This window comes from Pseudarthrobacter sp. HLT1-7 (genome assembly GCF_059383435.1).
Window position 1 is genome coordinate 121,683 of record NZ_JBWZCH010000001.1, and the last position, 23,967, is coordinate 145,649.

General features: G+C 69.0%; 22 protein-coding genes. 15 read left to right on the forward strand and 7 right to left on the reverse strand.

Going from position 1 to position 23,967, the window contains the following annotated elements; translation table 11 throughout:
• Window positions 1-85 precede the first annotated feature (85 nt).
• The 5 genes from AC50X6_RS00540 to AC50X6_RS00560 are packed head-to-tail and all read left to right on the forward strand — an operon-like array spanning window position 86 to window position 8,229.
• On the forward strand, window positions 86-3,796 hold the full coding sequence (locus tag AC50X6_RS00540; RefSeq protein WP_494964386.1) for a nitrate reductase subunit alpha: 3,711 nt from the start codon (window positions 86-88) through the stop codon (window positions 3,794-3,796).
• Window positions 3,796-5,508 (forward strand): nitrate reductase subunit beta, encoded by a 1,713-nt coding sequence (gene narH / locus AC50X6_RS00545; RefSeq protein ID WP_494964387.1) that lies wholly within the window; start codon window positions 3,796-3,798, stop codon window positions 5,506-5,508. The genes AC50X6_RS00540 and narH overlap by 1 nt, the downstream gene beginning before the upstream one ends.
• Window positions 5,505-6,125, forward strand: a complete 621-nt coding sequence (gene narJ / locus AC50X6_RS00550) for a nitrate reductase molybdenum cofactor assembly chaperone (protein WP_494964388.1) — start codon at window positions 5,505-5,507, stop codon at window positions 6,123-6,125. Before narH ends, narJ begins: the two co-directional genes overlap by 4 nt.
• 2 nt (window positions 6,126-6,127) lie before the next feature.
• Complete coding sequence (gene narI / locus AC50X6_RS00555; protein ID WP_494964389.1) at window positions 6,128-6,979, forward strand: respiratory nitrate reductase subunit gamma; 852 nt, start codon at window positions 6,128-6,130, stop codon at window positions 6,977-6,979.
• 26 nt (window positions 6,980-7,005) lie between these two features.
• Complete coding sequence (locus tag AC50X6_RS00560; RefSeq protein ID WP_494964390.1) at window positions 7,006-8,229, forward strand: MFS transporter; 1,224 nt, start codon at window positions 7,006-7,008, stop codon at window positions 8,227-8,229.
• 28 nt (window positions 8,230-8,257) lie between these two features.
• On the opposite strand, the gene AC50X6_RS00565 is transcribed toward AC50X6_RS00560, so the two are convergent.
• Window positions 8,258-9,538, reverse strand: coding sequence for a DUF445 domain-containing protein (locus AC50X6_RS00565; RefSeq protein WP_494964391.1), 1,281 nt, complete (start codon window positions 9,536-9,538; stop codon window positions 8,258-8,260).
• Between the two features lie 51 nt (window positions 9,539-9,589).
• Here AC50X6_RS00565 and AC50X6_RS00570 point away from each other — a divergent pair, with 51 nt between their 5' ends.
• From AC50X6_RS00570 to AC50X6_RS00585, 4 genes are all read left to right on the forward strand, one after another.
• Window positions 9,590-10,489, forward strand: coding sequence for a glycerophosphodiester phosphodiesterase (locus AC50X6_RS00570; protein WP_494964392.1), 900 nt, complete (start codon window positions 9,590-9,592; stop codon window positions 10,487-10,489).
• 332 nt (window positions 10,490-10,821) lie between these two features.
• Window positions 10,822-11,319 carry a DoxX family protein gene (locus AC50X6_RS00575; RefSeq protein ID WP_494964393.1) on the forward strand — a complete coding sequence of 166 codons (498 nt, stop codon included), beginning with the start codon at window positions 10,822-10,824 and terminating at the stop codon, window positions 11,317-11,319.
• Window positions 11,316-12,068 carry an AzlC family ABC transporter permease gene (locus AC50X6_RS00580; protein ID WP_494964394.1) on the forward strand — a complete coding sequence of 251 codons (753 nt, stop codon included), beginning with the start codon at window positions 11,316-11,318 and terminating at the stop codon, window positions 12,066-12,068. The genes AC50X6_RS00575 and AC50X6_RS00580 overlap by 4 nt, the downstream gene beginning before the upstream one ends.
• Window positions 12,065-12,376 carry an AzlD domain-containing protein gene (locus tag AC50X6_RS00585; protein WP_494964395.1) on the forward strand — a complete coding sequence of 104 codons (312 nt, stop codon included), beginning with the start codon at window positions 12,065-12,067 and terminating at the stop codon, window positions 12,374-12,376. The genes AC50X6_RS00580 and AC50X6_RS00585 overlap by 4 nt, the downstream gene beginning before the upstream one ends.
• Before the next feature lie 218 nt (window positions 12,377-12,594).
• Here AC50X6_RS00585 and AC50X6_RS00590 read toward each other — a convergent pair whose 3' ends face one another.
• Window positions 12,595-13,227, reverse strand: coding sequence for a TetR/AcrR family transcriptional regulator (locus AC50X6_RS00590; RefSeq protein ID WP_494964396.1), 633 nt, complete (start codon window positions 13,225-13,227; stop codon window positions 12,595-12,597).
• A 131-nt stretch (window positions 13,228-13,358) separates the two neighbouring features.
• Here AC50X6_RS00590 and AC50X6_RS00595 point away from each other — a divergent pair, with 131 nt between their 5' ends.
• From AC50X6_RS00595 to AC50X6_RS00620, 6 genes are all read left to right on the forward strand, one after another.
• On the forward strand, window positions 13,359-13,727 hold the full coding sequence (locus AC50X6_RS00595) for a thiamine-binding protein (protein WP_494964397.1): 369 nt from the start codon (window positions 13,359-13,361) through the stop codon (window positions 13,725-13,727).
• 54 nt (window positions 13,728-13,781) lie between these two features.
• Window positions 13,782-14,459 carry an O-methyltransferase gene (locus AC50X6_RS00600; protein ID WP_494964398.1) on the forward strand — a complete coding sequence of 226 codons (678 nt, stop codon included), beginning with the start codon at window positions 13,782-13,784 and terminating at the stop codon, window positions 14,457-14,459.
• A 163-nt stretch (window positions 14,460-14,622) separates the two neighbouring features.
• The gene (locus AC50X6_RS00605) at window positions 14,623-15,804 is read left to right on the forward strand and encodes an acyl-CoA dehydrogenase family protein (RefSeq protein ID WP_494964399.1); all 1,182 of its coding nucleotides are present in this window, start codon (window positions 14,623-14,625) and stop codon (window positions 15,802-15,804) included.
• Complete coding sequence (locus tag AC50X6_RS00610; RefSeq protein ID WP_494964400.1) at window positions 15,798-17,291, forward strand: PIG-L family deacetylase; 1,494 nt, start codon at window positions 15,798-15,800, stop codon at window positions 17,289-17,291. Before AC50X6_RS00605 ends, AC50X6_RS00610 begins: the two co-directional genes overlap by 7 nt.
• 4 nt (window positions 17,292-17,295) lie before the next feature.
• Window positions 17,296-18,075 carry a glycosyltransferase family 2 protein gene (locus tag AC50X6_RS00615; protein ID WP_494964401.1) on the forward strand — a complete coding sequence of 260 codons (780 nt, stop codon included), beginning with the start codon at window positions 17,296-17,298 and terminating at the stop codon, window positions 18,073-18,075.
• A gap of 133 nt (window positions 18,076-18,208) precedes the next feature.
• Window positions 18,209-19,225, forward strand: coding sequence for a polysaccharide deacetylase family protein (locus AC50X6_RS00620; protein ID WP_494964402.1), 1,017 nt, complete (start codon window positions 18,209-18,211; stop codon window positions 19,223-19,225).
• A 147-nt stretch (window positions 19,226-19,372) separates the two neighbouring features.
• Here the strand turns inward: AC50X6_RS00620 and AC50X6_RS00625 are convergent, their stop codons facing one another.
• The 5 genes from AC50X6_RS00625 to AC50X6_RS00645 all read right to left on the reverse strand — a co-directional run bounded on the left by AC50X6_RS00625 (window position 19,373) and on the right by AC50X6_RS00645 (window position 23,675).
• On the reverse strand, window positions 19,373-20,380 hold the full coding sequence (locus tag AC50X6_RS00625; RefSeq protein WP_494964403.1) for a zinc-dependent alcohol dehydrogenase family protein: 1,008 nt from the start codon (window positions 20,378-20,380) through the stop codon (window positions 19,373-19,375).
• A gap of 186 nt (window positions 20,381-20,566) precedes the next feature.
• On the reverse strand, window positions 20,567-21,676 hold the full coding sequence (locus AC50X6_RS00630; protein ID WP_494964404.1) for a YihY/virulence factor BrkB family protein: 1,110 nt from the start codon (window positions 21,674-21,676) through the stop codon (window positions 20,567-20,569).
• 83 nt (window positions 21,677-21,759) lie between these two features.
• Window positions 21,760-22,368, reverse strand: a complete 609-nt coding sequence (locus AC50X6_RS00635) for a DUF3618 domain-containing protein (protein WP_494964405.1) — start codon at window positions 22,366-22,368, stop codon at window positions 21,760-21,762.
• An 18-nt stretch (window positions 22,369-22,386) separates the two neighbouring features.
• Window positions 22,387-22,800: a phage holin family protein gene (locus AC50X6_RS00640; protein ID WP_494964406.1), complete on the reverse strand. Its 414-nt coding sequence runs from the start codon at window positions 22,798-22,800 to the stop codon at window positions 22,387-22,389.
• A complete protein-coding gene (locus tag AC50X6_RS00645) occupies window positions 22,797-23,675 on the reverse strand; it encodes a hypothetical protein (protein ID WP_494964407.1) in 879 nt (292 codons plus the stop codon). The genes AC50X6_RS00640 and AC50X6_RS00645 overlap by 4 nt, the downstream gene beginning before the upstream one ends.
• Between the last annotated feature and the right edge of the window lie 292 nt (window positions 23,676-23,967).

The window sequence follows — 23,967 nt, forward strand, 5'->3', positions numbered from 1 at the left end:
CCCCGGAACCGGATCCCGTCGTACCGCCGCTGCCCAGTGCCGGAAGGCCCTAGCCGGGCCGAAAGGCGCAATCTAACTTAAAGGCATGACTGCCGGAGGTCCCGCGGGGTTTGATGGACCCGCCTCGGACGCAATGCTGAAGCTGGGCCGATTTTTCACGAAGTGGGACCAGACCGATGACGGCAGGGTGGTGTTCCGCGAGGGCGGCCGGAAAGGCGACGTTTTCTACCGCGACCGGTGGAGCCACGACAAGGTGGTCCGCTCCACGCACGGGGTGAACTGCACCGGCTCCTGCTCCTGGAAGGTGTACGTCAAGGACGGCATCATCACCTGGGAGTCCCAGCAGACCGATTACCCCTCGGTGGGCCCGGACAGCCCCGAATACGAGCCGCGGGGCTGCCCGCGCGGGGCAGCCTTCTCCTGGTACACCTACTCGCCCACCCGCGTCCGCTTCCCCTACGCCCGGGGCGTCCTCGTGGAGATGTACCGCGAGGCCAAGGCGCGGCTGGGCGACCCGGTGCTGGCCTTCGCCGACGTTGTGGGCGACCCGGAACGGCGCCGCCGCTACCAGCTGGCCCGCGGCAAGGGCGGTCTGGTGCGGGTGTCCTGGCAGGAAGCGATCGAAATCGCCGCCGCTGCGCACGTCAACACGATCAAGGCCTACGGGCCGGACCGCTGCGCCGGCTTCTCGCCGATCCCCGCGATGTCCATGGTTTCGCACGCCGTCGGGACCCGCTTCATCCAGCTGATCGGCGGGGTGATGACATCCTTCTACGACTGGTATGCCGACCTGCCCGTGGCCAGCCCGCAGGTCTTCGGCGACCAGACCGACGTCCCGGAATCCGGGGACTGGTGGGACGCGGGCTACCTCATGATGTGGGGCTCCAACGTGCCCGTCACCCGGACCCCGGACGCGCACTGGATGGCCGAGGTGCGCTACCGCGGCACCAAGGTGGTCACAGTCAGCCCGGACTACGCGGACAACACCAAGTTCGCGGACGAATGGCTCCCGGCCCAGGCCGGAACGGACGCGGCGCTGGCGATGGCCATGGGGCACGTCATGCTCAAGGAATTCTTCGTCGACCGTGAGGTGCCGTTCTTCTCCGACTACGTCCGGCAGTACACGGACCTGCCGTTCCTGGTCCGGCTGGCACGGCGCGGTGACGGCACGCTCACGCCGTCCAAGTTCCTCACCGCCAAGGACCTCACGGCCGAGTCCGGGGCCGAGGACGCGGCATTCCGCACCGTGCTGTTCGACAAGAAAACCGGCCTGCCCGCGGTCCCCAACGGCTCCATGGGGTTCCGCTACTCCGGCAGCGGCGAGGGCAAATGGAACCTGGACCTCGAGGGGATCGAACCCGCGCTGTCGCTGCGCGAAGTCTCTGCGGAAAGCGCCGAGATCCTGCTGCCGTGCTTCGAGGACGCCGGCGGGGCCGGGAGTGTGCTCCGCCGCGGCGTGCCCGTCGTTGAGGTGGAGGGCCAGCTGGTCACCACCGTGTTCGACCTCATGCTGGCCCAGTACGGTGTGGGCCGCGACGGGCTCCCTGGGGACTGGGCCGGCGGCTACGACGACGCCTCCACGCCCTACACCCCGGCCTGGCAGGCGGAAATCACCTCCGTCCCGGCGAAGGCCTGCATCCGGGTGGCCCGCGAGTTTGCCCGCAACGCCGAGGAGTCCAAGGGCCGTTCGATGATCATCATGGGCGCCGGGATCTGCCAGTGGTTCCACGGCGATACCACCTACCGGGCGGTGCTGGCCCTCGTGATGCTGACCGGCTGCATGGGCCGCAACGGCGGCGGCTGGGCGCACTACGTGGGCCAGGAAAAGACCCGCCCCGCCACCGGCTGGGTGTCCCTGGCCAACGCGCTGGACTGGTCCCGCCCGCCGCGGACCATGATCGGCACCGGCTACTGGTACATGCACACGGACCAGTGGCGGCAGGACGGCTACTCCGCGGACGCGCTGAAGTCCCCGCTCTCCACCGGGGCCCTGGACGGGATGCACACCGCGGACGCGCTGGCCCAGTCCGCCCGGCTCGGCTGGATGCCGTTCTACCCGCAGTTCGACCGCAACCCGCTGGACCTCGCGGACGAGGCGGAAGCCGCCGTCGCCGCCGGCACCGCGAAGGACACGCCCAGCTACATCGCGGACGCGCTCAAGAACCGCACCCTGAACCCGGCGATCGAGGACGTGGACGCCCCGGGGAACTGGCCGCGGACCCTCGTGCTGTGGCGCTCCAACCTGTTCGGCTCCTCCGCCAAGGGCAACGAGTACTTCCTCCGGAACCTGCTGGGCACCCACAACAACGTCCTGGGCAAGGACCACGCCGAGGGGCTCAAGCCAAAAGACGTGAAATGGCACGAGCAGGCGCCGGAGGGAAAACTGGATCTGCTGGTTTCCGCGGACTTCCGGATGACGTCCACCACGCTGTTGTCCGACGTCGTGTTCCCGGCCGCCACCTGGTACGAGAAGCACGATCTTTCCTCCACTGACATGCATCCGTTTGTGCACGCCTTCACCCCGGCGATCGACCCGCCGTGGGAGACCAAAACGGACTTCGACATGTTCCACCTGCTCGCCCGGGAGTTCTCCCGGCAGGCGAAAACCCACCTGGGCGTCCGCCGGGACCTGGTCAGCGTGCCGCTGCAGCATGACACCCCCGGCCAGCTCGCACAGCCCGGCGGGATGGTGCGGGACTGGCGGGACACCTCCATCCCCGCGGTGCCGGGACAGAACATGCCCATCTTTTCGGTTGTGGAGCGGGACTACACCGCCATCGCGGACAAGCTCGCCGCCGTCGGGCCCCTCGCCGACAAACTGGGCTTCACGGTCAAGAACGTCACCTACAAACTCGCCGGCCCGCTGGAGCGGCTCAGCCACGCCAACGGCGTGATGCTCGGCGGCGCCGCGGACGGCCGCCCCGCGATCGACACCGACGCGAAGATGGCCGAAGCCATCCTGGCCTTCTCCGGCACCACCAACGGTGCCCTGTCCGTGCAGGGCTTCAAGGACCTGGAAATCCGCACCGGCCGGAAACTCGCGGACCTCTCCGAGGGCTCCGAGGAAAAGTTCATCACCTTCGCCCAGACCCAGGCCGGCCCGGTGCCCGTGATCACCTCGCCGGAGTGGTCCGGTTCCGAGACCGGCGGACGGCGCTACGCCCCGTTCACCATCAACGTCGAACGGCTCAAGCCCTGGCACACGCTGACCGGGCGGATGCATTTCTTCCTCGATCACGACTGGATGATCGACATCGGCGAGGCCCTGCCGATCTACCGGCCGCCGTTGGACATGCACCGGCTCTTCGGTGAACCCAAACTCGGCCAGGACGGGGCCATGGAGGTGGTGGTCCGGTATCTGACCCCGCACTCCAAATGGTCCATCCACTCCGAATACCAGGACAATCTGCTGATGCTCTCGCTCTCGCGCGGCGGCCCCACGGTCTGGATGAGCCCCGCCGACGCGGCCGCCATCGAGGTCAAGGACAACGACTGGGTGGAGTGCCTGAACATCAACGGCGTCCTGGTGGCCCGGGCGATCGTCAGCCACCGGATGCCGGCGGGCGTGGTCTACGTCCACCACGCGCAGGAACGCACCATCGACGTGCCCAAGTCCGAGGCCACCGGACGGCGCGGCGGCATCCACAACTCCGTGACCCGGCTGCTGGTCAAACCCTCGCACCTGATCGGCGGCTACGCCCAGCTGGCCTACGCGTTCAACTACCTTGGCCCCACCGGAAACCAGCGCGACATGGTTGCCACCGTCCGCCGTCGTTCCCAGGAGGTGCAGTACTGATGCGTGTTATGGCTCAAATGGGCATGGTCATGAATCTGGACAAATGCATCGGCTGCCACACCTGTTCGGTGACCTGCAAACAGGCCTGGACCAACCGCGCGGGCACCGAGTACGTCTGGTTCAACAACGTCGAAACCCGCCCTGGCCAGGGGTATCCGCGCCGCTACGAGGACCAGGAAAAGTGGCAGGGCGGCTGGGAACTGAACAAGCGCGGCAAACTGGTGCTCAAGGCCGGCGGCCGGGTGAAGAAGCTCTTCGGGATTTTCGCCAGCCCGGTCCAGCCGGAACTCAAGGACTACTACGAGCCGTGGACCTACGACTACAAAACCCTCGTGGACGCCCCGTTGGGCGACGATTTCCCCGTGGCCCGGCCCAAGTCCCTGATCACCGGCGAGGACACCAAGATCACCTGGTCCGCGAACTGGGACGATGACCTGGGTGGCTCCACCGAATACGGTCACCTTGACCCGATCGTGGAGAAGGTCCGCCGGGAGTCCGAGGACAAGATTAAGTTCGCCTACGAGCAGACTTTTATGTTCTACCTGCCGCGGATCTGCGAGCACTGCCTGAACCCGTCCTGCATGGCATCCTGCCCCTCCGGCGCCATTTACAAGCGGGTGGAGGACGGAATCGTCCTTGTTGACCAGGACAAATGCCGCGGCTGGCGGCAGTGCGTCACCGGCTGCCCGTACAAGAAAATCTACTTCAACCACAAGACCGGCAAGGCCGAGAAGTGCACCTTCTGCTACCCGCGGGTGGAGGTGGGGCTGCCGACCGTCTGCTCCGAGACCTGTGTGGGGCGGCTGCGGTATCTGGGGTTGTTCCTGTACGACGCCGACGCCGTCACCGCGGCGGCGTCCGTCACGGACCCGCGGGAACTCTACGACGCCCAGATGGACGTTCTGCTGGACCCGAACGACCCCGCCGTCCAGGCCGAGGCCCGGGCCCAGGGCATCCCGGAGGACTGGATCGACGCCGCCCGGCGCTCGCCGGTCTACGCCCTGGCCAAGGTCTACAAGGTGGCTCTGCCGCTGCACCCCGAATACCGGACCATGCCGATGGTCTGGTACGTGCCGCCGCTGTCCCCGGTGGTTGACCTGCTGCGGGACCAGGGCCACGACGGCGAGGACTCCGGCAACCTCTTCGGCGCCATCGACGCGCTGCGCATCCCGGTGGAATACCTCGCGGAGCTCTTCACCGCCGGCGACACGGACCGGGTCACGGCGGTGCTGAAGAAACTCGCGGCCATGCGCTCCTACATGCGCGGCATCAGCATGGGCAACGATCCGGACGACTCCATCCCCGAAGCCGTGGGCATGGACGGGCAGACCATGTACGAGATGTACCGGCTGATGGCAATCGCGAAGTACGAGGAACGCTACGTCATCCCCAAGGCGCACGTGGAACAGGCCCACGACCTCGAGGAGATGGGCTGTTCGCTGGACTTCGACGGCGGCCCGGGCATGCAGGACTCCGCCCCGTTCGGCGAGGCCAGCGGCAGGCCCGTCCCGGTGGCGGTGGAAACGTTCAAGGCCCTCCGGGACCGGCAGACCTCCGATTCCGCGCCGGGCGAAGCGACCCTGCGGGGCAGGGTGAACCTGCTGAACTGGGACGGCACCGGGGCCCCTTCCGGGCTGTTCCCGGAAAGACCGTTACCCGTGACCCCCGGCGGCCACGGTCCCGGCACCCCGCCGGCCGGGGAGCAGCTGTGAGCCGGCGCCAGCAGGTCCTCTACCTCGCCGCGGCCTGGTGCCTGTCCTATCCGGATGAGGAACTGATCGGCCGGGTGCCGCTGATGCGCGCCGCGCTGGCCGAGTTCCCCGGCGCCCTCCCGGACTTCCAGGAGGTCCTGGACCGGCTGGAATCCACGCCGCCGATGGAAATCCAGGCGCACTACGTCCGCGAGTTCGACCTCGGCAAGCGGCACGCCCTGCACCTGTCCTACTGGACGGACGGGGACACCCGGCGCCGCGGCGAGGTGCTGGGCAACTTCAAGAAGACCTACCGGCAAAGCGACATCCTGGTGGACACCCACGGGGAACTGCCCGACTACCTGCCGATGGTGCTGGAATATGCCGCCGTGGTGGACCTCGCGGCCGGCCGCGATCTGCTGACCCGTTTCCGGGCCAGCCTGGAGATGCTGCGCTTCGGACTGCTCCGGGACGAGCTCCCGCACGCGCGGATCCTGCAGGCCGTCTGCGCCACGCTGCCCGGGAAATCGCCCGCGGACGAACAGGCCGTGATGCGGATGGCCGGGTACGGGCCACCCACCGAAGCGGTGGGGCTGGACCCGTACGACCCGCGCCTGCTGCCCGTGAAGGGGGCCTGACCATGCTGGCAGCCGAAACCGAGCCCGGATCCGCCGTCGAAATCACCGCACTGGACATCGTGCTGTGGGGCGTGCTGCCGTACGTTATGGTGGTGGTCCTCGTCGGCGGGCTCATCTGGCGCTACAAATACGACCAGTTCGGCTGGACCACGCGGTCCTCCCAGCTCTACGAGTCCAGGCTGCTGCGGATCGCCTCGCCGCTGTTCCACTTCGGCCTGCTCGCCGTGATCGCCGGCCACTTCTTCGGCCTGGTCATCCCGATGGCATGGACCCAGGCCGTGGGGATGAGCCAGGCGTTCTACCACTTCAACGCCCTGTTCGTCGGCGGGATCGCCGGCGTCGGGACCCTGGGCGGGATCATCCTGCTGATCTACCGCCGCCGCACCACGGGCCCGGTGTTTATGGCCACCACCGGGAACGACAAGACCATGTACGTGGTCCTCACCGCAGCGATCGTGTTCGGCTTGTGGACCACCCTGGCGAGTGTCTTCGAGGGCGAACACGGCCACAACTACCGCGAGACCGTGGCCCCGTGGTTCCGGTCCCTGTTCATCGTCCAGCCGGACATCGCCGCCATGGCCGGGGCGCCGTTCTCCTTCCACCTGCACACCCTGGTGGGCATGGCGCTCTTCGTGATCTGGCCGTTCACCCGGCTTGTCCACGCCTTCACGGCACCGTTCCACTACCTCTTCCGCCCGTACATCGTCTACCGCTCCCGGGACGGGGGCGCGGCCGCAGGCAGAGGCGCAGGTAAATCAACAGACGGTGCCGCCGGCGGGCGACGTTCCACCGGCGCCGCCCGCCGCGGCTGGTCTGCCGTCGGAACCCGCGACCGGGACACCCGGAACCGCTGAGCTGAACTGAAGCTGGAGGACAACACGTGGCAGGATCCGCAGCGCTTCCCCGGACCGCCCCCGCGGGGCGGACACTCAACCTTGTGCTCGCAACCTCGGCCTCGGTGGCGGGTTTCTGGGCCTGGAACTCGGTGGCCACCCTGGGCGCCTTCTACACGCAGAACCTCCAGCTGAACCCGGCCACCACCGGCGTGCTCGTTGCCATGCCGGTGTTCGTGGGCTCGCTGGGCCGGATCGTTGTCGGCACGCTGACGGACAAGTACGGCGGCCGCGCCATGTTCACGTTCGTCCTGCTGGCCTCCATCCTGCCGATCCTGCTCGTGGCAGTCGGCGGCCTCCTCAACTCCTTCGCCCTGGTCCTCGGTGCCGGGCTGCTGCTGGGCGTGGCCGGGACGGTCTTCGCCGTCGGGATTCCCTTTGTCAGCGGCTGGTACGAACCGTCCCGCCGCGGTTTCGCCACCGGTGTCTTCGGCGCCGGCATGGGCGGCACGGCGCTGGCCGCCTTCCTTAACCCGCGGCTGGTGGCCGGAATCGGTTATTTCCCCACCCACCTGCTGATCGCCGCGATCCTGGCCGTGATGGCGGCGCTCGTCTGGTTCCTGATGAAGGAAGCCCCGGGCTGGACCCGCAGCACCACCCCCGTGCTGCCCAAGCTCGCCGACGCCGTGCGCACCCCGGTCACCTGGAAGATGTGCTTCCTCTATGCCGTCGTCTTCGGCGGCTTCGTCTCCTTCGCCACGTACCTGCCCACCTACCTCCGCGATATCTACAGCTTCGATCCCAGCGCGGCCGGTGCCCGCACCGCAGGGTTCGCGCTTGCCGCCGTGCTGGCCCGGCCGGTGGGCGGCGTCCTCGCCGACAAGTTCGGCCCCAAACCCGTGGTGATCGTGTCGCTCGCCGGCGTCGCCGTGCTCGCCTGGGTGGTGAACCTGCAGCCCGACGGCGATGTCCCCGCCGGCCTGACGTTCGTCGCCATGGCCGCGGCGCTGGGCCTCGGGGCGGGCGGGGTATTCGCCTGGGTGGGCGTGCTCGCCCCGGCAGGCAAGGTGGGCAGCATCAGCGGCGTGGTCAGCGCCGCCGGCGGACTGGGCGGGTACTTCCCGCCGCTGGTCATGGGAGCCACGTACGACGCCGCGACGCGCAGCTATTCGATCGGGCTGCTGCTGCTCGTAGTCACGGCACTCGCGGCACTCGCGTTCACGATTTTCGCCGTGCCGGGCCGGACCAAGGCGAAGGTCGCTGCTGCGTAGCAGAACGCCCAGTTGGCCGAACGCTGCGTCAGCCGAACACCAGGTGCGCCACGGTGAAGATGGCCAGTCCGGCGAGGGCGCCCACCACCGTGCCGTTGATCCGGATGAACTGCAGGTCCTTACCGATCTGCAGTTCGATCTTCTGCGAGGTTTCCTCGGCATCCCAGCGGGCCACTGTGTCTGAGATTACGCCGGCAATGTCCGAACGGTAGGTCTTCACGAGATAGCCTGCGGCGTCGCCGATCCACCTGTTGACCTTGCCGGCCAGCTCGGGATCTACCACCAGCCGGGTGCCGAAGTCGTGGACGGCGGCCTTGAACCTCACGGTCAGTTCGCTGTGCGGATCGTCGACGGCGGAGAGCAGGGCCGCTTTGACGGTGCCCCAGGTGCGGGAGGCGAGCTCCCGGATCTCCGGGTCGCCCAGGACCTGGGCCTTGATGCCTTCGGCGCGGGCGATCATGACCGGATCGTGCTGCAGGTCCTGTGCGAGGTCCTTGAGGTATTTGTCGATGGACAGGCGGACCTGGTGCTGCGGATCGGCCTGCACCGCCCGGGTGAACTTCAGGACCTCAATGTAGACCTTGTCGCCCACGAGCCCGTCGACGAACGAAGGCACCCACGTCGGCGAGCGGTCCGTGACCAGCCTGTTGACGGTCTCCTGGTTGTCCCGCACCCAGTCCACCGTGCGGTCCACCAGCACATCCACGAACGCGTGGTGGTGTCCGTCGTCAAAGATCTTCTGCGCGATCCGGCCCACCGGCGGCCCCCACGGCGGAGCGACTATGTGCCGGCGGACCATCCCCTCGATCACGGCCTGGACGTCGTCGTCGTTCAGGACGGTGAACACGCCGCGGAGGATGGCGGCACCTTCCTTGGCCACGCGCTCGGCGCCGCCGGGGCCGGACAGCCAGGCGCCGGCCTTGCGGGCGAGGTCCACGGAGGCCAGCTTCTCCTGAACCACCTGCTCGGAGAGGAAGTTGGTCTCCACGAATTCGCCCAGCGAGGCGCCGATCTGGTCCTTGCGCTGCGGGATGATGGCGGTATGCGGGATTTTGAGGCCCATCGGATACTTGAACAGGGCCGTCACGGCGAACCAGTCGGCGAGGGCGCCCACCATGCCGCCCTCGGCCGCGGCCCGGACGTATTCAAGCCAGGGGTACTGCTTCTGCAGCGCGAAGGCGACCACAAAAATGACTGCCATCACGATCAGCAGCGACACGGCCAGCAGCTTCATTTTGCGCAGCGCGGCGGCTTTCTCTGCATCGGACGTGGCCGCGGGCCGGGTTCTTGGCTCAGTGTTCACCTGCATGTGCCCAGCCTAGTGCCCGCCCTGGCGGGCGCCGTCCGCTAACGTGTCAGCATGACGACTGATGAGTCCTCCGCCGCCCGTCCGCTGGTGTACGCCCACCGGGGATCCAGCGCCGCCTTCGCCGAGCACACCCGCGCCGCGTACCTGCAGGCAATCGCCGACGGCGCCGACGGCGTGGAGTGCGATATCCACCTCACCCGGGACCAGCACGCGGTGCTGCTGCACGACGCCAACCTGGACCGGACCTCGGACGGCACCGGACCCGTGGCGGACCGGACCCTGCACGAACTGCGGCTGCTGGACTTCTCGTCCTGGAAGGGGGCGAGAATTCCGGACGACTACGGCAGCCGGTCCGCGCAGTTCCTGAGCCTTCCCGAGCTGCTGGACATCCTGCGCGGCGCCGGGCGCGAAATCGGTCTCGCTATTGAGCTCAAACACCCCAGCCCCTACCAGCTCAGGCTCGAAGACCGGGTCCTGGACATCCTCAGGGCCGAGGGCTGGGACGCGTCAACGTCCAGGCTGGACAACGTCAGTGTTTCGTTCATGAGCTTCAGTCCGGACTCGGTGAGGCACCTGCTCAAGGCCGTCCCGGCGTCGGCCGTCTGCCAGCTCGTGGACGACGTCAACGTGGCGGAGATCCGCGGGGAACTCGGCCTTGGCGCGCTCACCGGCGGGGCGCTGGCGAATGTTATGAAGGCCGCGCAGACCGAAGGTGAGCGGATCCTGGACGACTGCGAGGCGGGCCTGGCCGGGCCCGGCATCAGCTACGTCCGCGAGCATGCCCGGACCATCCGGCGCTGGCTCGACTCCGGCCGCCGCTTCCGGGTGTGGACGGTTGACTCTGAGGACGACGTCGCGCTGTGCCGGGAGCTCGGCATCCACGAGATCACCACCAACCGGCCGGCCCGCGTCCTGGCCCAGCTCTCGGCTGAATCTCGGCCCGCTCGCTAAGCCTTTGGCCCTTCGCCTGGCTCGGACGCGGATTCGGGGTGTCCCGATGAGTGGTTGGCGGAGATTTTCGTCAGTTGGTCGGAGGTCGAGGTCCAAGGGCGGGATAGCCCTGCTCAGGGACATGCCCCGCGCCGGGGCCAGCGGGTGGACATCGTGTCATTATGCCCGATCCCGGGTGCGAAGAATGGGCATGTCCCCGCGGCTCGAACAGCGCTCGGAAAATTCGCCCACCGGCCGCGGCGCCGAAACCGTCCCGGCCGTTTTCCAGGCTGTGTCCCCGGCGGATGCGGCCAGGGTCAGCGGGGGTACCGCGGCTGTGATTGAGTTGTTCCATGCCATTCCGCTGGTCCGCCCGGGCCGCCCACACAGCGTCCGCGTCAGCCCTCAGCGCGGTGCTGCTGGCCAGTGCCGGAAAGCATTTCCGCGAGCCGGAGTTCTTTGAACAGGTGGTTCCGGGCGTCATCTGCCGCGACGACTCCGGTGGCCGGCCCAACGGGCCCCTCGCGGTGCTGTCCCGCGCGGAGTGGATTGCGCTGAGCGGGCTGCTGGAGGCGGGCGCTGCCATCGGGCTGCTGATCCCGGCCACCCGCCGGGCCGCCGCGGGCTGCGTCACGGTCATGTTCACGCTCTTTCTGGCCGGGCACATCGACGCGCTGCGGAAGGCCTGCGGACCCGACGGATCGCCCCGCCGGCGAAAGGCCCACACCGTCCGGCTGCCGCTGCAGGCGCCGCTCATCGCCTGGGCCTGGAGCCTGACGAAGCCGGTGCTGCCGAAATCAGCCGCGGGGAATCCAGCCGCGGGGAACTTAACCGCGGCGCCGCGGCCGTGAAATTCCTGCAGTCCCCGGCGGTACGGGTGGGGCTGTCCATCAGCATCGCCACTGGACTCTACGGAGTGTCCTTCGGCGCCTTGTCCGTCACCGCCGGACTCGACTTCTGGCAAACCATGGCCCTGAGCCTGCTGCTGTTCAGCGGCGGCTCGCAGTTCGCGTTCATCGGGGTCGTGGCCGGAGGAGGTTCCGGCGTAGCCGCGATGGGAGCGGCCACCCTGCTGGGCATGCGCAACGGAATTTACGGGATGCAGATCAACGCCCTGATGCGGCCGCGCGGCTGGCTCCGGTTCGCCGCCGCCCACGTGACGATCGACGAATCCACAGCGACGAGCACAGGGCAGACGGATCCGCTGGAGCAGAAGCGCGGTTTCTGGACGGCGGGAATCGGCATCTTTATCCTCTGGAACCTGTTCACCGCCGTCGGCGCGCTGGCCGGAAGCGCCATGGGGGACCCCCGGCAGTGGGGGCTCGACGGCGCCGCGGTGGCCGCGTTTCTGGGTCTGCTCTGGCCCAGGCTCAAGGGCCGCGAACCCGTGGCGATCGCCGTCGTTTGCGCCCTCGTCACGGTACTTGCGGTGCCGTTCGTGCCCGCCGGGGTGCCGATCCTGGTGGCCGCCGTCGTCGCCGCAGGAATCGGCTGGTTCAGCCATGGCCGCAGCGACGAAGGACTGGAACCGGACGTGGATCCCTACGCCGAGCAACACCCAGCACGCCCCTCATCCCGCCCCGCCGGAGACACCCCATGAGTCTTTGGATCTGGCTGCTGCTGTCCTGCCTGCTGTCCTACGCCTGGAAGCTGCTGGGCTATCTGGTCCCGGCCGGTGTGCTCCGCGATCCCCGGATGTCGAGGATCGCCGGCACCATGACCATCGGGCTGCTGGCCTCCCTGGCAATCGTCAACACGGTGGCCTCGGGCCAGACGCTGACGCTCGACGCACGGCTGGGCGCGCTGGCCGCGGCCGGCATTGCCCTCCTGCTCCGGGCACCCTTTCTGATAGTGGTCCTTGCCGGAGCCGGTGCGGCCGCCGGCCTGCGGCTGCTGGGCTGGGGCTAGGGCCAGGGCCAGGGCGCATTTTCGCTAGTTCGTCCGGAGCCATGTTGCGGGGGCGGGGCGGCGGGGCTCAGGGACATGCCCCGCGCCGGGCCAGCGGGTGGACATAGTGTCATTCTGCCCGGTCCCGGGTGCGAAGAATGGGCATGTCCCCCGTCCCCGCGCGGGACTGATGCCCGGCGTCCGGTTTGCCTGGTGCCCCAGAACGCAAGGGTCGAGTCTCAGCCGAGCACGGCGTCGAACGCGGTACTCGGCAACGGAGCCTGCGGCGGCAGCGGCCGGTGCGGCCGTTCCGTGCGGATGGCATCCTCCACCAGCGCGACCGGACGGCGCCACGCGTCCGACCCGGCCTCCATCGTGTCCACGACGCCGATAAGCATGGCCAGAAGACGGATCAGGTCCGTCATGGAAATATCACTGCGCAGGGTTCCCTGGCCTTGTCCGCGGCCCAGCAGTACGGCCACGGATTCGATCAGGTCACCGGTGATGCCGGTGAGCAGTCCGCGCCGGCCGGCGACGGCGCCGAGCAGGTTGGCCTCCTCGCTGGCGACGCCCATCAGCGCTTCGATCACGTTGAAGAGCCCGTCGGCGGCGTCCGGGTTGGCGAGTGCCTCCTCGATGGCCGGATCAACCAGCAGCCCAAGCTGCCGGTGCAGGGCGGCGAGGACGAGCTCTTCCTTGTCCGCGAAGTTCCGGAAAAGTGTGGCCGGGCCCACCCCGGCAGTGACGGCGATGGTCTGCAGCGGGACATCCGGGCCGCGCTCGCGGAAGCAATGGCGGGCCGCGGTGATGATCTTGTCCACATTCCGCGCGGCGTCGGCGCGGAGCGGCCTGCCCCCTACTACCCGGTTCATTTGCCTAGGGTAGCAACGCAGACCTTGGGCAAAGCTGATACTCGGCGGTAAGGCTCAATGTGACGGCCTCCGGTCCGTTCGGGACCGGATCCGGGCCATTCCGCTGCGGTGTCCCGTGACAGACTGGTGCCATGTTGCTCGCATTTTCTGTCGCACCCTCAGGCCGGCCCGCACACACGGCCGAAGATTCCGGTGCCGTCTCCGGCGCCGTCCCGGCGGACGAGGCGTCAGTTCACGATGCCGTCGCCGAGGCGGTCCGGATCGTCCGTGAGTCCGGCTTGCCGAACCACACCGATTCGATGTTCACCACGATCGAGGGCGAATGGGATGAGGTCTTCGCGGTGGTAAAGCAGGCTACCGAGGCCGTGGGGCGTTACGGCCGCCGGGTCTCGCTGGTTATCAAGGCGGACATCCGCCCGGGGTACTCGGGAGAACTCACCGGCAAACTGGACCGGCTGGAACAAGTAATCGGCGGCCACCGGACTCCGGCCCGGGACTAGGATTCCCGGTCCCGGACGCTACCGCCGGGCCCGGGCAACTGGGAGACTGGGGGCATGATCGAGCATCAACCCACGGCCCGCTGGACCGCCGTCGAGGAGTTCCTGTCCGACGTCGTGGTCCGGCCGGACGGTTCCCTGAAACGTGCCGTGACCGCCGCCCTGGCGGCCGGTATGCCGCCCATCGAAGTGGCGCCCAACGCAGGCAAGCTGCTGAAGCTGCTGGTCCGGCTCTCCGGCGCCCGCCGCGTGCTGGAGATTGGGACGCTGGCCGGCTTCAGCACCATCTGGATGGCCCAGGGGCTGCCCGACGGCGGCCGTCTGGTCAGCTGCGAATACCTCCCCAAACACGCAGACGTGGCACGCCGGAACGTCGACGACGCCGGCCTGGGCCATCTGGTGGAGATCCGCGTCGGAGCCGCGCTGGACACCCTCCGCGCCCTTGAGGCCGAAGACGCCGCGCCCTTCGACTTTGTTTTCATCGATGCGGACAAGGAAAACAACCCGCACTACCTCGACTGGGCCATCCGGCTGGGCCGGCCCGGCACCGCCGTCGTGATGGACAACGTGGTGTGGGAAGGGGCCGTGCTGGATCCCTCGCTCGATCCGGTCAACGCCCCAGGCATCATTACCGCGCTGCAGATGCTGGGGGAGGACCCGCGGCTGGACGGGACGGCGATCCAGACCGTGGGCTCTAAAGGCTGGGACGGTTTTGCCCTGGCGCTGGTGCGGTAGGACGGGCCCGGCAGACCGCGAGCGGCAGGACGGACCCGGGCGTATGCGGGCTGCACCTCGAAGTGCTAAGTGTGCTTAGATTTACTGAGCGGCAGCCCCCGGCCGACGGCAGCGGGAGCGAACGGCACCAGCGATACTCCCCGAAGGAATGCAGGCCACGGACATGAACGGGACCCCAGACGTCCACCCGCCGCGTCCGGTGCGGATCAGTTCCGCACCGCAGCAACTGGCCGCGCTCCGGCCCTTGCTGGACGCCGCTCAGCCGGCCGTGGGGGACGTTCCGGCGCTGCTGGAACTGGCCAAAGCCGCGGAGGAGACCGCCCCGAAGCCCGGCAGCGGCCGGACGGCGTTCCTCTGGGAGCTCCTGGCTTCCATCACCGCCGTTGATGTCGCGGCAGGCAGAGCCCTGGAACCGCATCTGGATGCGTCTGCGATCCTGGCACAGGCAGCCGCCCAGGCCGCGCCCGAACATCCCGCCCACGCCGCCTATCCCGCCCACCCCGCCGCGCCCGCCGCCAACCATGCCGCGCCCGCTGAGCTGGAAGGCCTGGACCGCCCGGACATCGAAGGGATCCACTTCGAGGGCGCCTGGGGTGTGTTCGCGGCTGAGGCCGCCGGGCTGCGGCTGGAGGCGAAACAGGCCGAGGGCGGATTCCTGCTCCACGGCTCCAAGCCCTGGTGCTCGCTGGCCGCGCAACTGGACCACGCCGTGCTGACCGCGCACGTCGAGGGCAGCGGCCGCGCCGCGTTCGCCGTCGACCTCCACGCTCATGGCGTGAGCTTTGCCGATCCGGAATGGACCAGCCGCGGCCTGCGGGAAATCCCCAGCGGCACCGTGCACTTCGACTCCGTTCCGGCCGCGCCGCTGGGAGGGCCCGGCTGGTACTACCAGCGTCCCGGCTTCGCCTGGGGCGGCATGGGTGTGGCGGCCTGCTGGCTCGGCGGCGCCGTCGCGGTGGCCCGCGGGTACAAGGACTCCCTGGCGGCGGCGGCCGAAGGCGGGCGGGAGCCGGACCAGATCGCACTGGCCCACCTCGGCGAGATCGACCGCACCCTTGCCGCCCTGACCGGGTACCTCGCGCGGACCGCCGCCCGGATCGACGCCGGGGAGCTCTCAGGCAGCGGCGCGTGGAGCGAGGCTTTGCGCGTCCGGGGGCAGGTCGCCGCCGCCGTCGAACGCATCCAGACGCTGGTGAGCCAGAACCTCGGGCCTGGTCCGCTTGCCTTCGACGAGGGCTACGGCAAACGCATGGCCGACCTCTCGCTCTACATCCGCCAGCACCATGCCATGCGTGACGACGCCCAGCTGGGCGCCCTGGCATTGAAGGGGGACCACCCATGGTGAGCTTCACCCACCACGACGCGGGCACCAGCGAGGACACCTGGGCCGCCAGCGGTCTGCCCGTGCTTCCGGAGCTGCCGCTAGACGCCGCGGAAATGGCGGAACGTGCGTTCGTGGTGCTGGCCGCCCATCCGGACGACGAATCCCTCGGCGCCGGCGGGCTGATGGCCCGGCTGCGGTCCGTGGGTGCAGACGTCACGGTCCTGCTGTGCACGGCGGGGGAGGCCTCGCACCCCGGATCGCCGACCACGACGCCGGAAGGGCTCGCTGCCGTCCGGCTGCGGGAATTCGGCGCCGCGCTAGGGCAGCTGCTGCCGGACCATGCCTGGCAGTTCCTTGCGTTGCCGGACGGCCTGCTCTCCGGACAGCGGGCCTCGATCCACACCGCGCTGCGGGACACCGTCGCGGCGCTTGCCGAAAAAGGTGTGCGGCCGGACCACGTTATTCTCGTGGCCCCCTACCGGCATGACGGCCACACCGACCACGACACGCTCGGTTCCGTCGCCGCCGAGGTCGCCGCCTCCGGCGGCCACGGGCTGCTGGAGTTCCCCATCTGGTACTGGCTCCGGGCCACCCCCGATGACCCGGCCTGGCAGTCATGGCTGCGGCTTCCGCTGAGCCCCGCGGAGCAGCAGGCCAAGGCCGCCGCCATGGACGCCCACTTGTCGCAGGTCCAAGCGTTGTCCGGGCAGCCGGGCGATGAGGTGCTGCTGTCGCCGGCATTCCTGCAGCACTTCGAACGGCCGTGGGAGACCTTCGCCTGGCAGCGCCCGGCCGCCGGGGCCGCCGATGGCTCCTATGCCGCAGGCGATGCGGAAGGCGTCTTCGACGCCGTGCACACCGGCACCGACGACCCCTGGCAGTACACGAGCAGCTGGTACGAACAGCGAAAGCGCTCGCTGACCCTCGCGGCCCTGCCCGGGCCGGAGTACGCCGCCGGACTCGAAATCGGCTGCTCGATCGGCACCCTGAGCGCGGAACTCGCCCGGCGGTGCGGAAGCTTCCTCGCCGTCGACGCAAGCAGCGCCGCCCTGGCTCACGCCGCCAAACGGCTCGCGCACCTCCCCTCGGCCCGGACCCGCCACCTCACGGTCCCGCAGGACTGGCCGGAGGGCCGGTTTGATCTCATTGTGGTCTCCGAGGTTGGCTACTACCTGGCGCGGGGCGAGCTGGCCGAGCTGTTCGCCCATGTCGAGGCCTCGCTGCTGCCGGGCGGCACCCTGGCCCTCTGCCACTGGCGGCACCCCATAGCTGGTTGGGAGCTCGACGGCGATTCCGTCCACGCGGCCGCGCGCCGGCAACTCGGCTGGGCCGACGTCGGGCTCTACCGGGAACGCGACTTCGTCCTCGAGATCCTCCTCGCGCCGGAGACCGCCGCCGATTCGGCTGCTGCGGCGTCGGCTGCCCTCGAGCCGGGTGCCCTCGCTTCCGCTGCCGTGGCTTCGGTTGCACCGGCGTCCGGAGCCCCGGAACGGGAACGGGCACGGTAAGCGGATGGCGGCCTATGCCCTTCCGCAGCCCCGCGGGCACAATATCGACCGCGTCGCCGTCGTGATTCCGGCTCACAACGAGGACCGGCACCTCGGCCGCGCCCTCCGCGCCGTGCAGCGGGCCGCCGATGCCCTGAACCGGCTCCGGCCCGACGTGGAGGTGGGTGTGACCGTTGTGCTGGACAGCTGCACGGACGACTCCGCCGGCATCACGGCCCGTTTCGTCGCCGTGGACCCGCGCTTCGGCGCCGTCGAAGTCCGCTTCCGCAGCGCCGGCGCCAGCCGGGAGGCAGGTATCCGGGCTGCCGGTATCGGCGTACCCCGACGCCGGCCGCCCGGCAAACGGTGGACACCACCGCCGTGGGCCGGGCGGACCTGGCTGGCCAACACCGATGCCGACTCGCAGGTCCCGGAAAGCTGGCTGGTCCGCCAACTGGAGTTCGCCGAAGCCGGGGCAGACGCCGTGCTGGGCTCCGTCGAGCCGGACCCCGAAGGGATGGACCCGGAGCTGCGCCGTCGCTGGCTGGAACGCCACCCTTTCGAAGAGGACCACCCGCATATCTACGGCGCCAACTTCGGTGTGCGGGCCTCGGCATACATCGCCGCCGGAGGCTTCCCGAAGCTCGCCGCGCACGAGGACCGGACACTCGTCCAGAACCTCCGCAGCCGCGCGTTCACCGTGACGGCCACGGACAGTATGCGCGTGCTGACCTCGGGCCGGACGCAGGCCCGCGCCCCGCACGGCTTTGGCGCCTACCTCCGGACATTGGGGCGGCACCTTTGACCAGGGGCGCGATCCGGCCGGACTTCGAAACCTCTATCAGCGACGTGACTTACCGGCGGACATCGGGCGCCGGCAGGCACCGTCGGAACTTTCAGCCCTAGCCTCGAAGTGGCCGATGGTGCCACAATCAAGCATGTGGTCGATTTTTGCCGGCGACCGCCGTCGCCGCTGGGTGGCAGCGTGGGTAGCGGTAGTGGTGCTAGCCGCTGCGGTGGTGCTGGCGGTCGTCTTCTCGGCGGGACCTCCGTCGGCCGGTCCGACGGCGACGGCGTCCATCAGACCGCTTCCCGGAACCGCCAGCCCTGCCTCCGCCAGCCCTGCTTTCGCCAACCCTGCAGCCACACCGTCGGACATGCCCAGTCCTTCGGCCAGCGAACCGGGACCGGTTGACCCTGCGCCGGTCCCTGTCCCGGCCCCGGCACCGCCCGCACCGGCCCCGGCGCCCCCGGTCCCGGCGCCCCCGGCACCGCCCGCACCGGCCCCGGCCCCTCCGGCCCGGCCCGCGGCGCCGTTCCCCGCCGCGCTCGCCGGCAGCGACCTTGAAGTGATCCCCGGCGCCGGGGCCGTGGTCGCGCTGACGTTCGACGCCGGAGCGAACTCGGCCGGGTTGCCGAGCATCCTGCAGACGCTGGCCGCCACCGGGGTGCGCGGGACGTTCTTCCTAACGGGCAACTGGGCCAGCGCCAACCCGGCGGGGGTCGCCGCGATCGTGGCCGGCGGCCACCGGGTGGGCAACCACTCCATGACGCATCCGGGGTTCACCGGACTCTCGGACGCCACCATCGGGAACCAGCTCGCCGGAGCCCAGCAGGCTATCCAGGCCGCCGGCGCGGATCCCCGGCCACTCTTCCGCTTCCCTCTCGGCGATCGCGACGCCCGGACTATCGCCACGGTCAACGCCTACGGCTACCTGCCTGTCCGCTGGACCGTGGACACCGTGGGCTGGAAGGGCAGCAGCGGCGGGATCACGGCGCAGATCGTGGCGGACCGCGTGCTCGGGCGGCTACAGCCGGGCGAGATTGTCTTGATGCACGTCGGCTCCAACCCCGACGACGGGACCACCCTCGACGCCGATGCCCTGCTTCAGATCATCAACAGGGTACGCCAGGCCGGCTACGGCTTCACTACCCTTGACACGCTGCTCCGGTGACGGGTGACTGTATGCCTTTCAGTCTGACGTTCCGGTGGCCAGTTGGCCCGCAGCAGCTGCCGTTCCTGGTGCCCCGAAGGACGGGTGCTGCGATAGTACTGGAACTGCGAGCGAGGGCTGGTGCTGCAAAAGGACAGCAAATGCTAGCTACTTCGTGTCCACGCGCAGCACGGCGGCGCCCGTGATCCGGTCTTCCGCGAGGTCCAGCAGCGCCCGGTCTGCGGCTTCGAAGGGGTAAGGCACCGTCGTCGGGCGGAGTGGAATCTCCGCGGCAATCCGGAAGAACTCCTCGCCGTCGGCCCGGGTGTTGGCTGTGACGCTGCGGACCTGGCGTTCCTGGAAGAGCTCGTCGGCGTAGTTCAGCGGCGGGATGTCGCTGAGGTGGATGCCGGCGACGGCGAGCGTCCCGCCGCGGTCCAGGGCCCGCAGCGCCACGGGCACCAGGCCGCCCGCCGGAGCGAACAGGATGGCGGAATCGAGCAGCTCCGGCGGTGCGTCGTCGGCGCCGCCGGCGAACGTGGCGCCCAGTTCGAGGGCGAGGCGCCGGGCTGCCACGGACCGGGTCATCACGTATACCTGGGCCCCCCGGTAGAGCGCGATCTGGGCTGCCAGATGCGCGGAGCCGCCGAAACCGTAGATCCCCAGCCGGCCGCCGATGGGCAGCTCGGCACGGCTCAGGGCCCGGTAGCCGATGATGCCCGCACAGAGCAGGGGGGCGGCCTCCTCGTCGGAGAAGAGATCGGGAATCCGGTAGACGAAGTTTTCCGCCACGGTGATCAGCTCGGCATAGCCGCCGTCGCGGTCCCAGCCGGTGAACGTGGGGGCCAGGCAAAGGTTCTCTTCGCCGCGCAGGCAGAAGCGGCAGGAGGCGCAGGTACGGCCCAGCCAGGCGACGCCCACCCGCTCCCCGCGGGAGAACCGTGCTGCGTGGGCCCCGCATTTGACCACTTCACCCACCACTTCATGGCCGGGGATGATACCGGGGTGCTTCGGTGGGAGGTCACCCTCGGCCAGGTGCAGATCAGTCCGGCAGACCCCGCACACCCTGACCCGCAGGAGCACCTCGCCGGGCCCGGGCCGGGGATCCGGGCACTCGACGGCCAGCAGGGGATCGGTGCTGATCGGTCCCGGGTGTCCCAACCGCCAGGCTCGCACGGGGGCGCCCTCCTCTTCCTGAACCGCCAGCTCCCCTCTGGAGACGGATGTCGCGAACGTCGAAATCAGCGCGCAATCAGCGCGTTGCAGCGCGCCGGGCGCAGCCCGGCGGAGATCGTGGTGCCGGGTCCTCCACCCAGTAGAGCGCAATGCCGTCCATCCGGCTAGGGGCGGAGGTCCCGCCCGTTAGTCCTGTTGAGCGTCGCGGTGCTGCTCGCGCAGTTCGCGTCCGCGGCGGATGTCTTCTTCCTCTTTTTTCTGCAGCTTGTCGCTCTGCTTGGTGTCGCGGGGCGGCAACTGGATGGACTCTTCGGCCTCGATGCCGGCCTGAAGCTGGCGGCCACGCTCCATCTCGGCGTCGAACTCGGCGCCGAACAGCAGCGACATGTTCAGGATCCAGAGCCACAGCAACGAAACGATGACGCCGCCGATCGCGCCGTAGGTCTTGTTGTAGCTGCTGAAGTTGGCTACGTAGAACGCGAAGGCCACGGACGCCAGCAGGAAGATCAGCAGGGCGATGAGAGAGCCCAGACTCAACCAGCGGAACTTTGGCTGCTTCACGTTGGGGGTGGCGTAGTAGAGGATGGCGATCGCCAGCACAACCAGCAGCACCATTGCCGGCCACTTGGCAAGATTCCAGACCGTCAGGAACGCTGCGCCGAGGCCGATCGCGCTGCCGACGGACTCCGCTACCGGCCCGGTCAGGACCAGCATGGCTGCCAGCACGACGACGATCAGCAAGTTAAGTACGGTGACCGCGAGCATGGTGCCCCGGAGCTTGAGGAAGGGCCGGCCTTCGTCGATTTCATAGACCCGGTTCATGGCCCTGGCGAATGCCCCCGTATAGCCGGACGCGGACCACAGTGCAGTGAGGATGCCGGCGACAAGGGTGAAGCCCGCGGCGTTGGAACTCGCCAGTTCTTCCACCGGCTTTCGGATGGCCTCCACCGTTTCAGCGGGGGCGAAGCCCCGGACGATCTCCAGGAGCGCCGAGGTGGTCTGCCCAGCCTGCCCGAACACTCCCAGCAGGGACACCAGTGCCAGCAGGGCGGGGAAGAGCGAGAGGACCGAGTAGTAGGTCAGGGCCGCGGCCAGATCCGGGCACTGGTCCTTCGTGAATTCCCGCAGGGTTTTCCTGGCGATGTACTTCCATGAGGGCTTGGAGACATCTGCGGGGCTGTCCGGCTTGCGGGAATCGTCCGGGGCGGGAGCTGTGCGGGCCTTGGCTGTGCTGCTCTCATCCGTTTCGGCGTTGGTCATGGTGTCATTGTCTGCTCTGGCAAGGTTCTTGGCCATGGAAATTTTCCTTCGTGGGCTTAATCGCAACGGCCGGCCGCCCAGCGCGTCAACGCGGGAAGCCGGCCGTCTCAGTTGGCGGGCTACGCCTGCTGGACGTGATCCTTCGCGTCCGCAGCCGTGGCCTTGACGTCCGCCACGGCGCCCTGGCCGTCGGCCTTGACATGTTCGGCGGCGTCGCCGGCTGTGGCCTTGACGTTCTCCATGGCGGCCTGGGCGGGTTCCTTGAGTCCGTCGGCCACGCTCTTGGCAGCCTCGGTCAGCTCCGCAGTGAGCGGTTCGGCCGCGGTCTTGAGGGCATCCGCGGCTTCGCGCTCCTTCTGGCTGGCGGGAATCAGTGAGGAGACCAAGAGGCCGGCTCCGAACGCGATCAGGCCCGCGGCCATCGGGTTGCCCTGGGTCTTCGTCTTCACCTGCGTCGGCGCGTCCCCGATCGCGGAGCCCGCGTCGCTGAGGTGCCCGCCGGCGCTGCCCGTGGCGGCGTGCGCGTTGCCAGCAGCGTGGTCGGCGGCCCCCATAACTTTCTCCTTCACCCCGAAGACCGCGTCCTTGACGGTTTCTTTGACCTTGTCGGTTTGCCGCTGGACGATATGGGACGGTGTGACTTTGTCCGCCACTGCGTCGACATTGCTGCCGAGGCGCGCGCGGGTTGCTTCGATTTCTGCTCGGATATCATCCGGGTTTTCACTCATCGTGGTTCCTCGCTGGATCTAAGAGTTGGGTTTGAGCGCGGGCGGGATTTCCTGCAGGGTCGCGGCGGTCTGGGGCAGCCCCTTGATCGACTTGAGTTCCTTGCGGCCGATCGAGGCCAGGACGGCGGCGACGATACCCCAGATAAGGGCCACGACGACGCCGGACCAGCCCAGCCCCATCAGGGTTCCAAGTGCCCACCACAGCGCCAGGGACAGGAAAAGGAGCACAAAGTGGCCCGCGACGCCGGCACCGGCAAGCATTCCGCTGCCCTTGCCGGCCCGGCTGGCGGACTGTTTGAGCTCGACCTTGGCGAGCTCGACTTCCTGCCGCATCAGGGTGGACATGTCCCGCGTGACGTCGCCCAGGAGGTCGCCGAGGGACGTGGTTTCGGCCTTGGCGTGGGCGGCGGTGTGAGGGATTTCGCTGCTCATCGACGTCCACCGTCAAAGGGGTCATCGCGCAGCGGATCGACGGGTTGCAGGGGATCGGCAACGACGGGCTCCGGGGCCCAGCGATCCTGCCCGGCTACCCTGCCCGCTGTGCCGGCGTCGAGCGGGTTGGGCGGATAAGCGTCTGCGAAGCCCGCCGTCGTCGTTTCCGGGGCCGGCATCTGGACCGGGGGTGGCGGGACCGCCATGCCGGTGTCGGGCACGCGGGCGGCAGGTGCGGCCGGGCTGCCGGCGGCGGGGGTGCTGGCCGCCGGGGCGCCGGCCGAATCAGGGGCGCCGGCGCTGAGGCTCCGGCTGAGCCGTCCGGCGAGGATGCCTGCTCCGGCGGCCAGCATCAGGAAGGTGCCGGGACGCTGCCGGGCGAAGGTCTTGACTTCGGTCAGCAGTGAACCGGGGTCCCGGCCGTCGAGCCATGATGCCACGGCGGAGGAGCGCTCGGCGGCCTGGCGCACCAGGTCGCTCGCGACGCCGGGCTGATCCGGGGCGGCAGCCATGGTGTGCAGCTCGGTCGAAACGGAGCGCAGCCCCTCGGCGACCTTCTGCTGTTGCGTACCGGCCTGATCGGTGAGATCGGACTTGGCCTGCTGCAGCAGATCACGGGCGTTGGTCTTCACCTCGGCGGCGACGTTGGCCACCTCGGTCTTGGCCGTCTCAGCCACGTTCTGGGCCGAGTCGGTGGCCTGGGCCGCGACCTCACCGGCCTGCTCCTTGGCCGCGTCGGTCTTGGCGGTTCCGCCGTTGGAGATCGGCGTTGTGACGGCCGAAGGCGGGAACGTCGATTCCTTCCGGAGCTCTGTCTGCCGGGCGGCCGTCGGGGTGCCGAGGGTCCCGTCCTGGGGCCATTGGTTTTCTGTCATCTTCGCTCTCTTTCCAAGAAGATCGGATGCTGATCGCAAACCAGCACTACTGGCGTACAAATAGTAAGCATGATTACTAACAAATGGTAAGTACCCTTGGTGTATTTCTTTTCACAGACCGATTGCGTCGGCATCTTCCGGGCGGATGCCGACGCGGACCGGCGGTGACCGGCACCGGGTGGCCACCTCGCGAAGGAAGGCGGGGGGAAGCGGCCAAATCCGGGCCAGTCCAGCACCCCGGCCGGCAGTGGCTGGGCCAGGCCGACGCGTCCGGTCAACTAGGGTTGAAAGA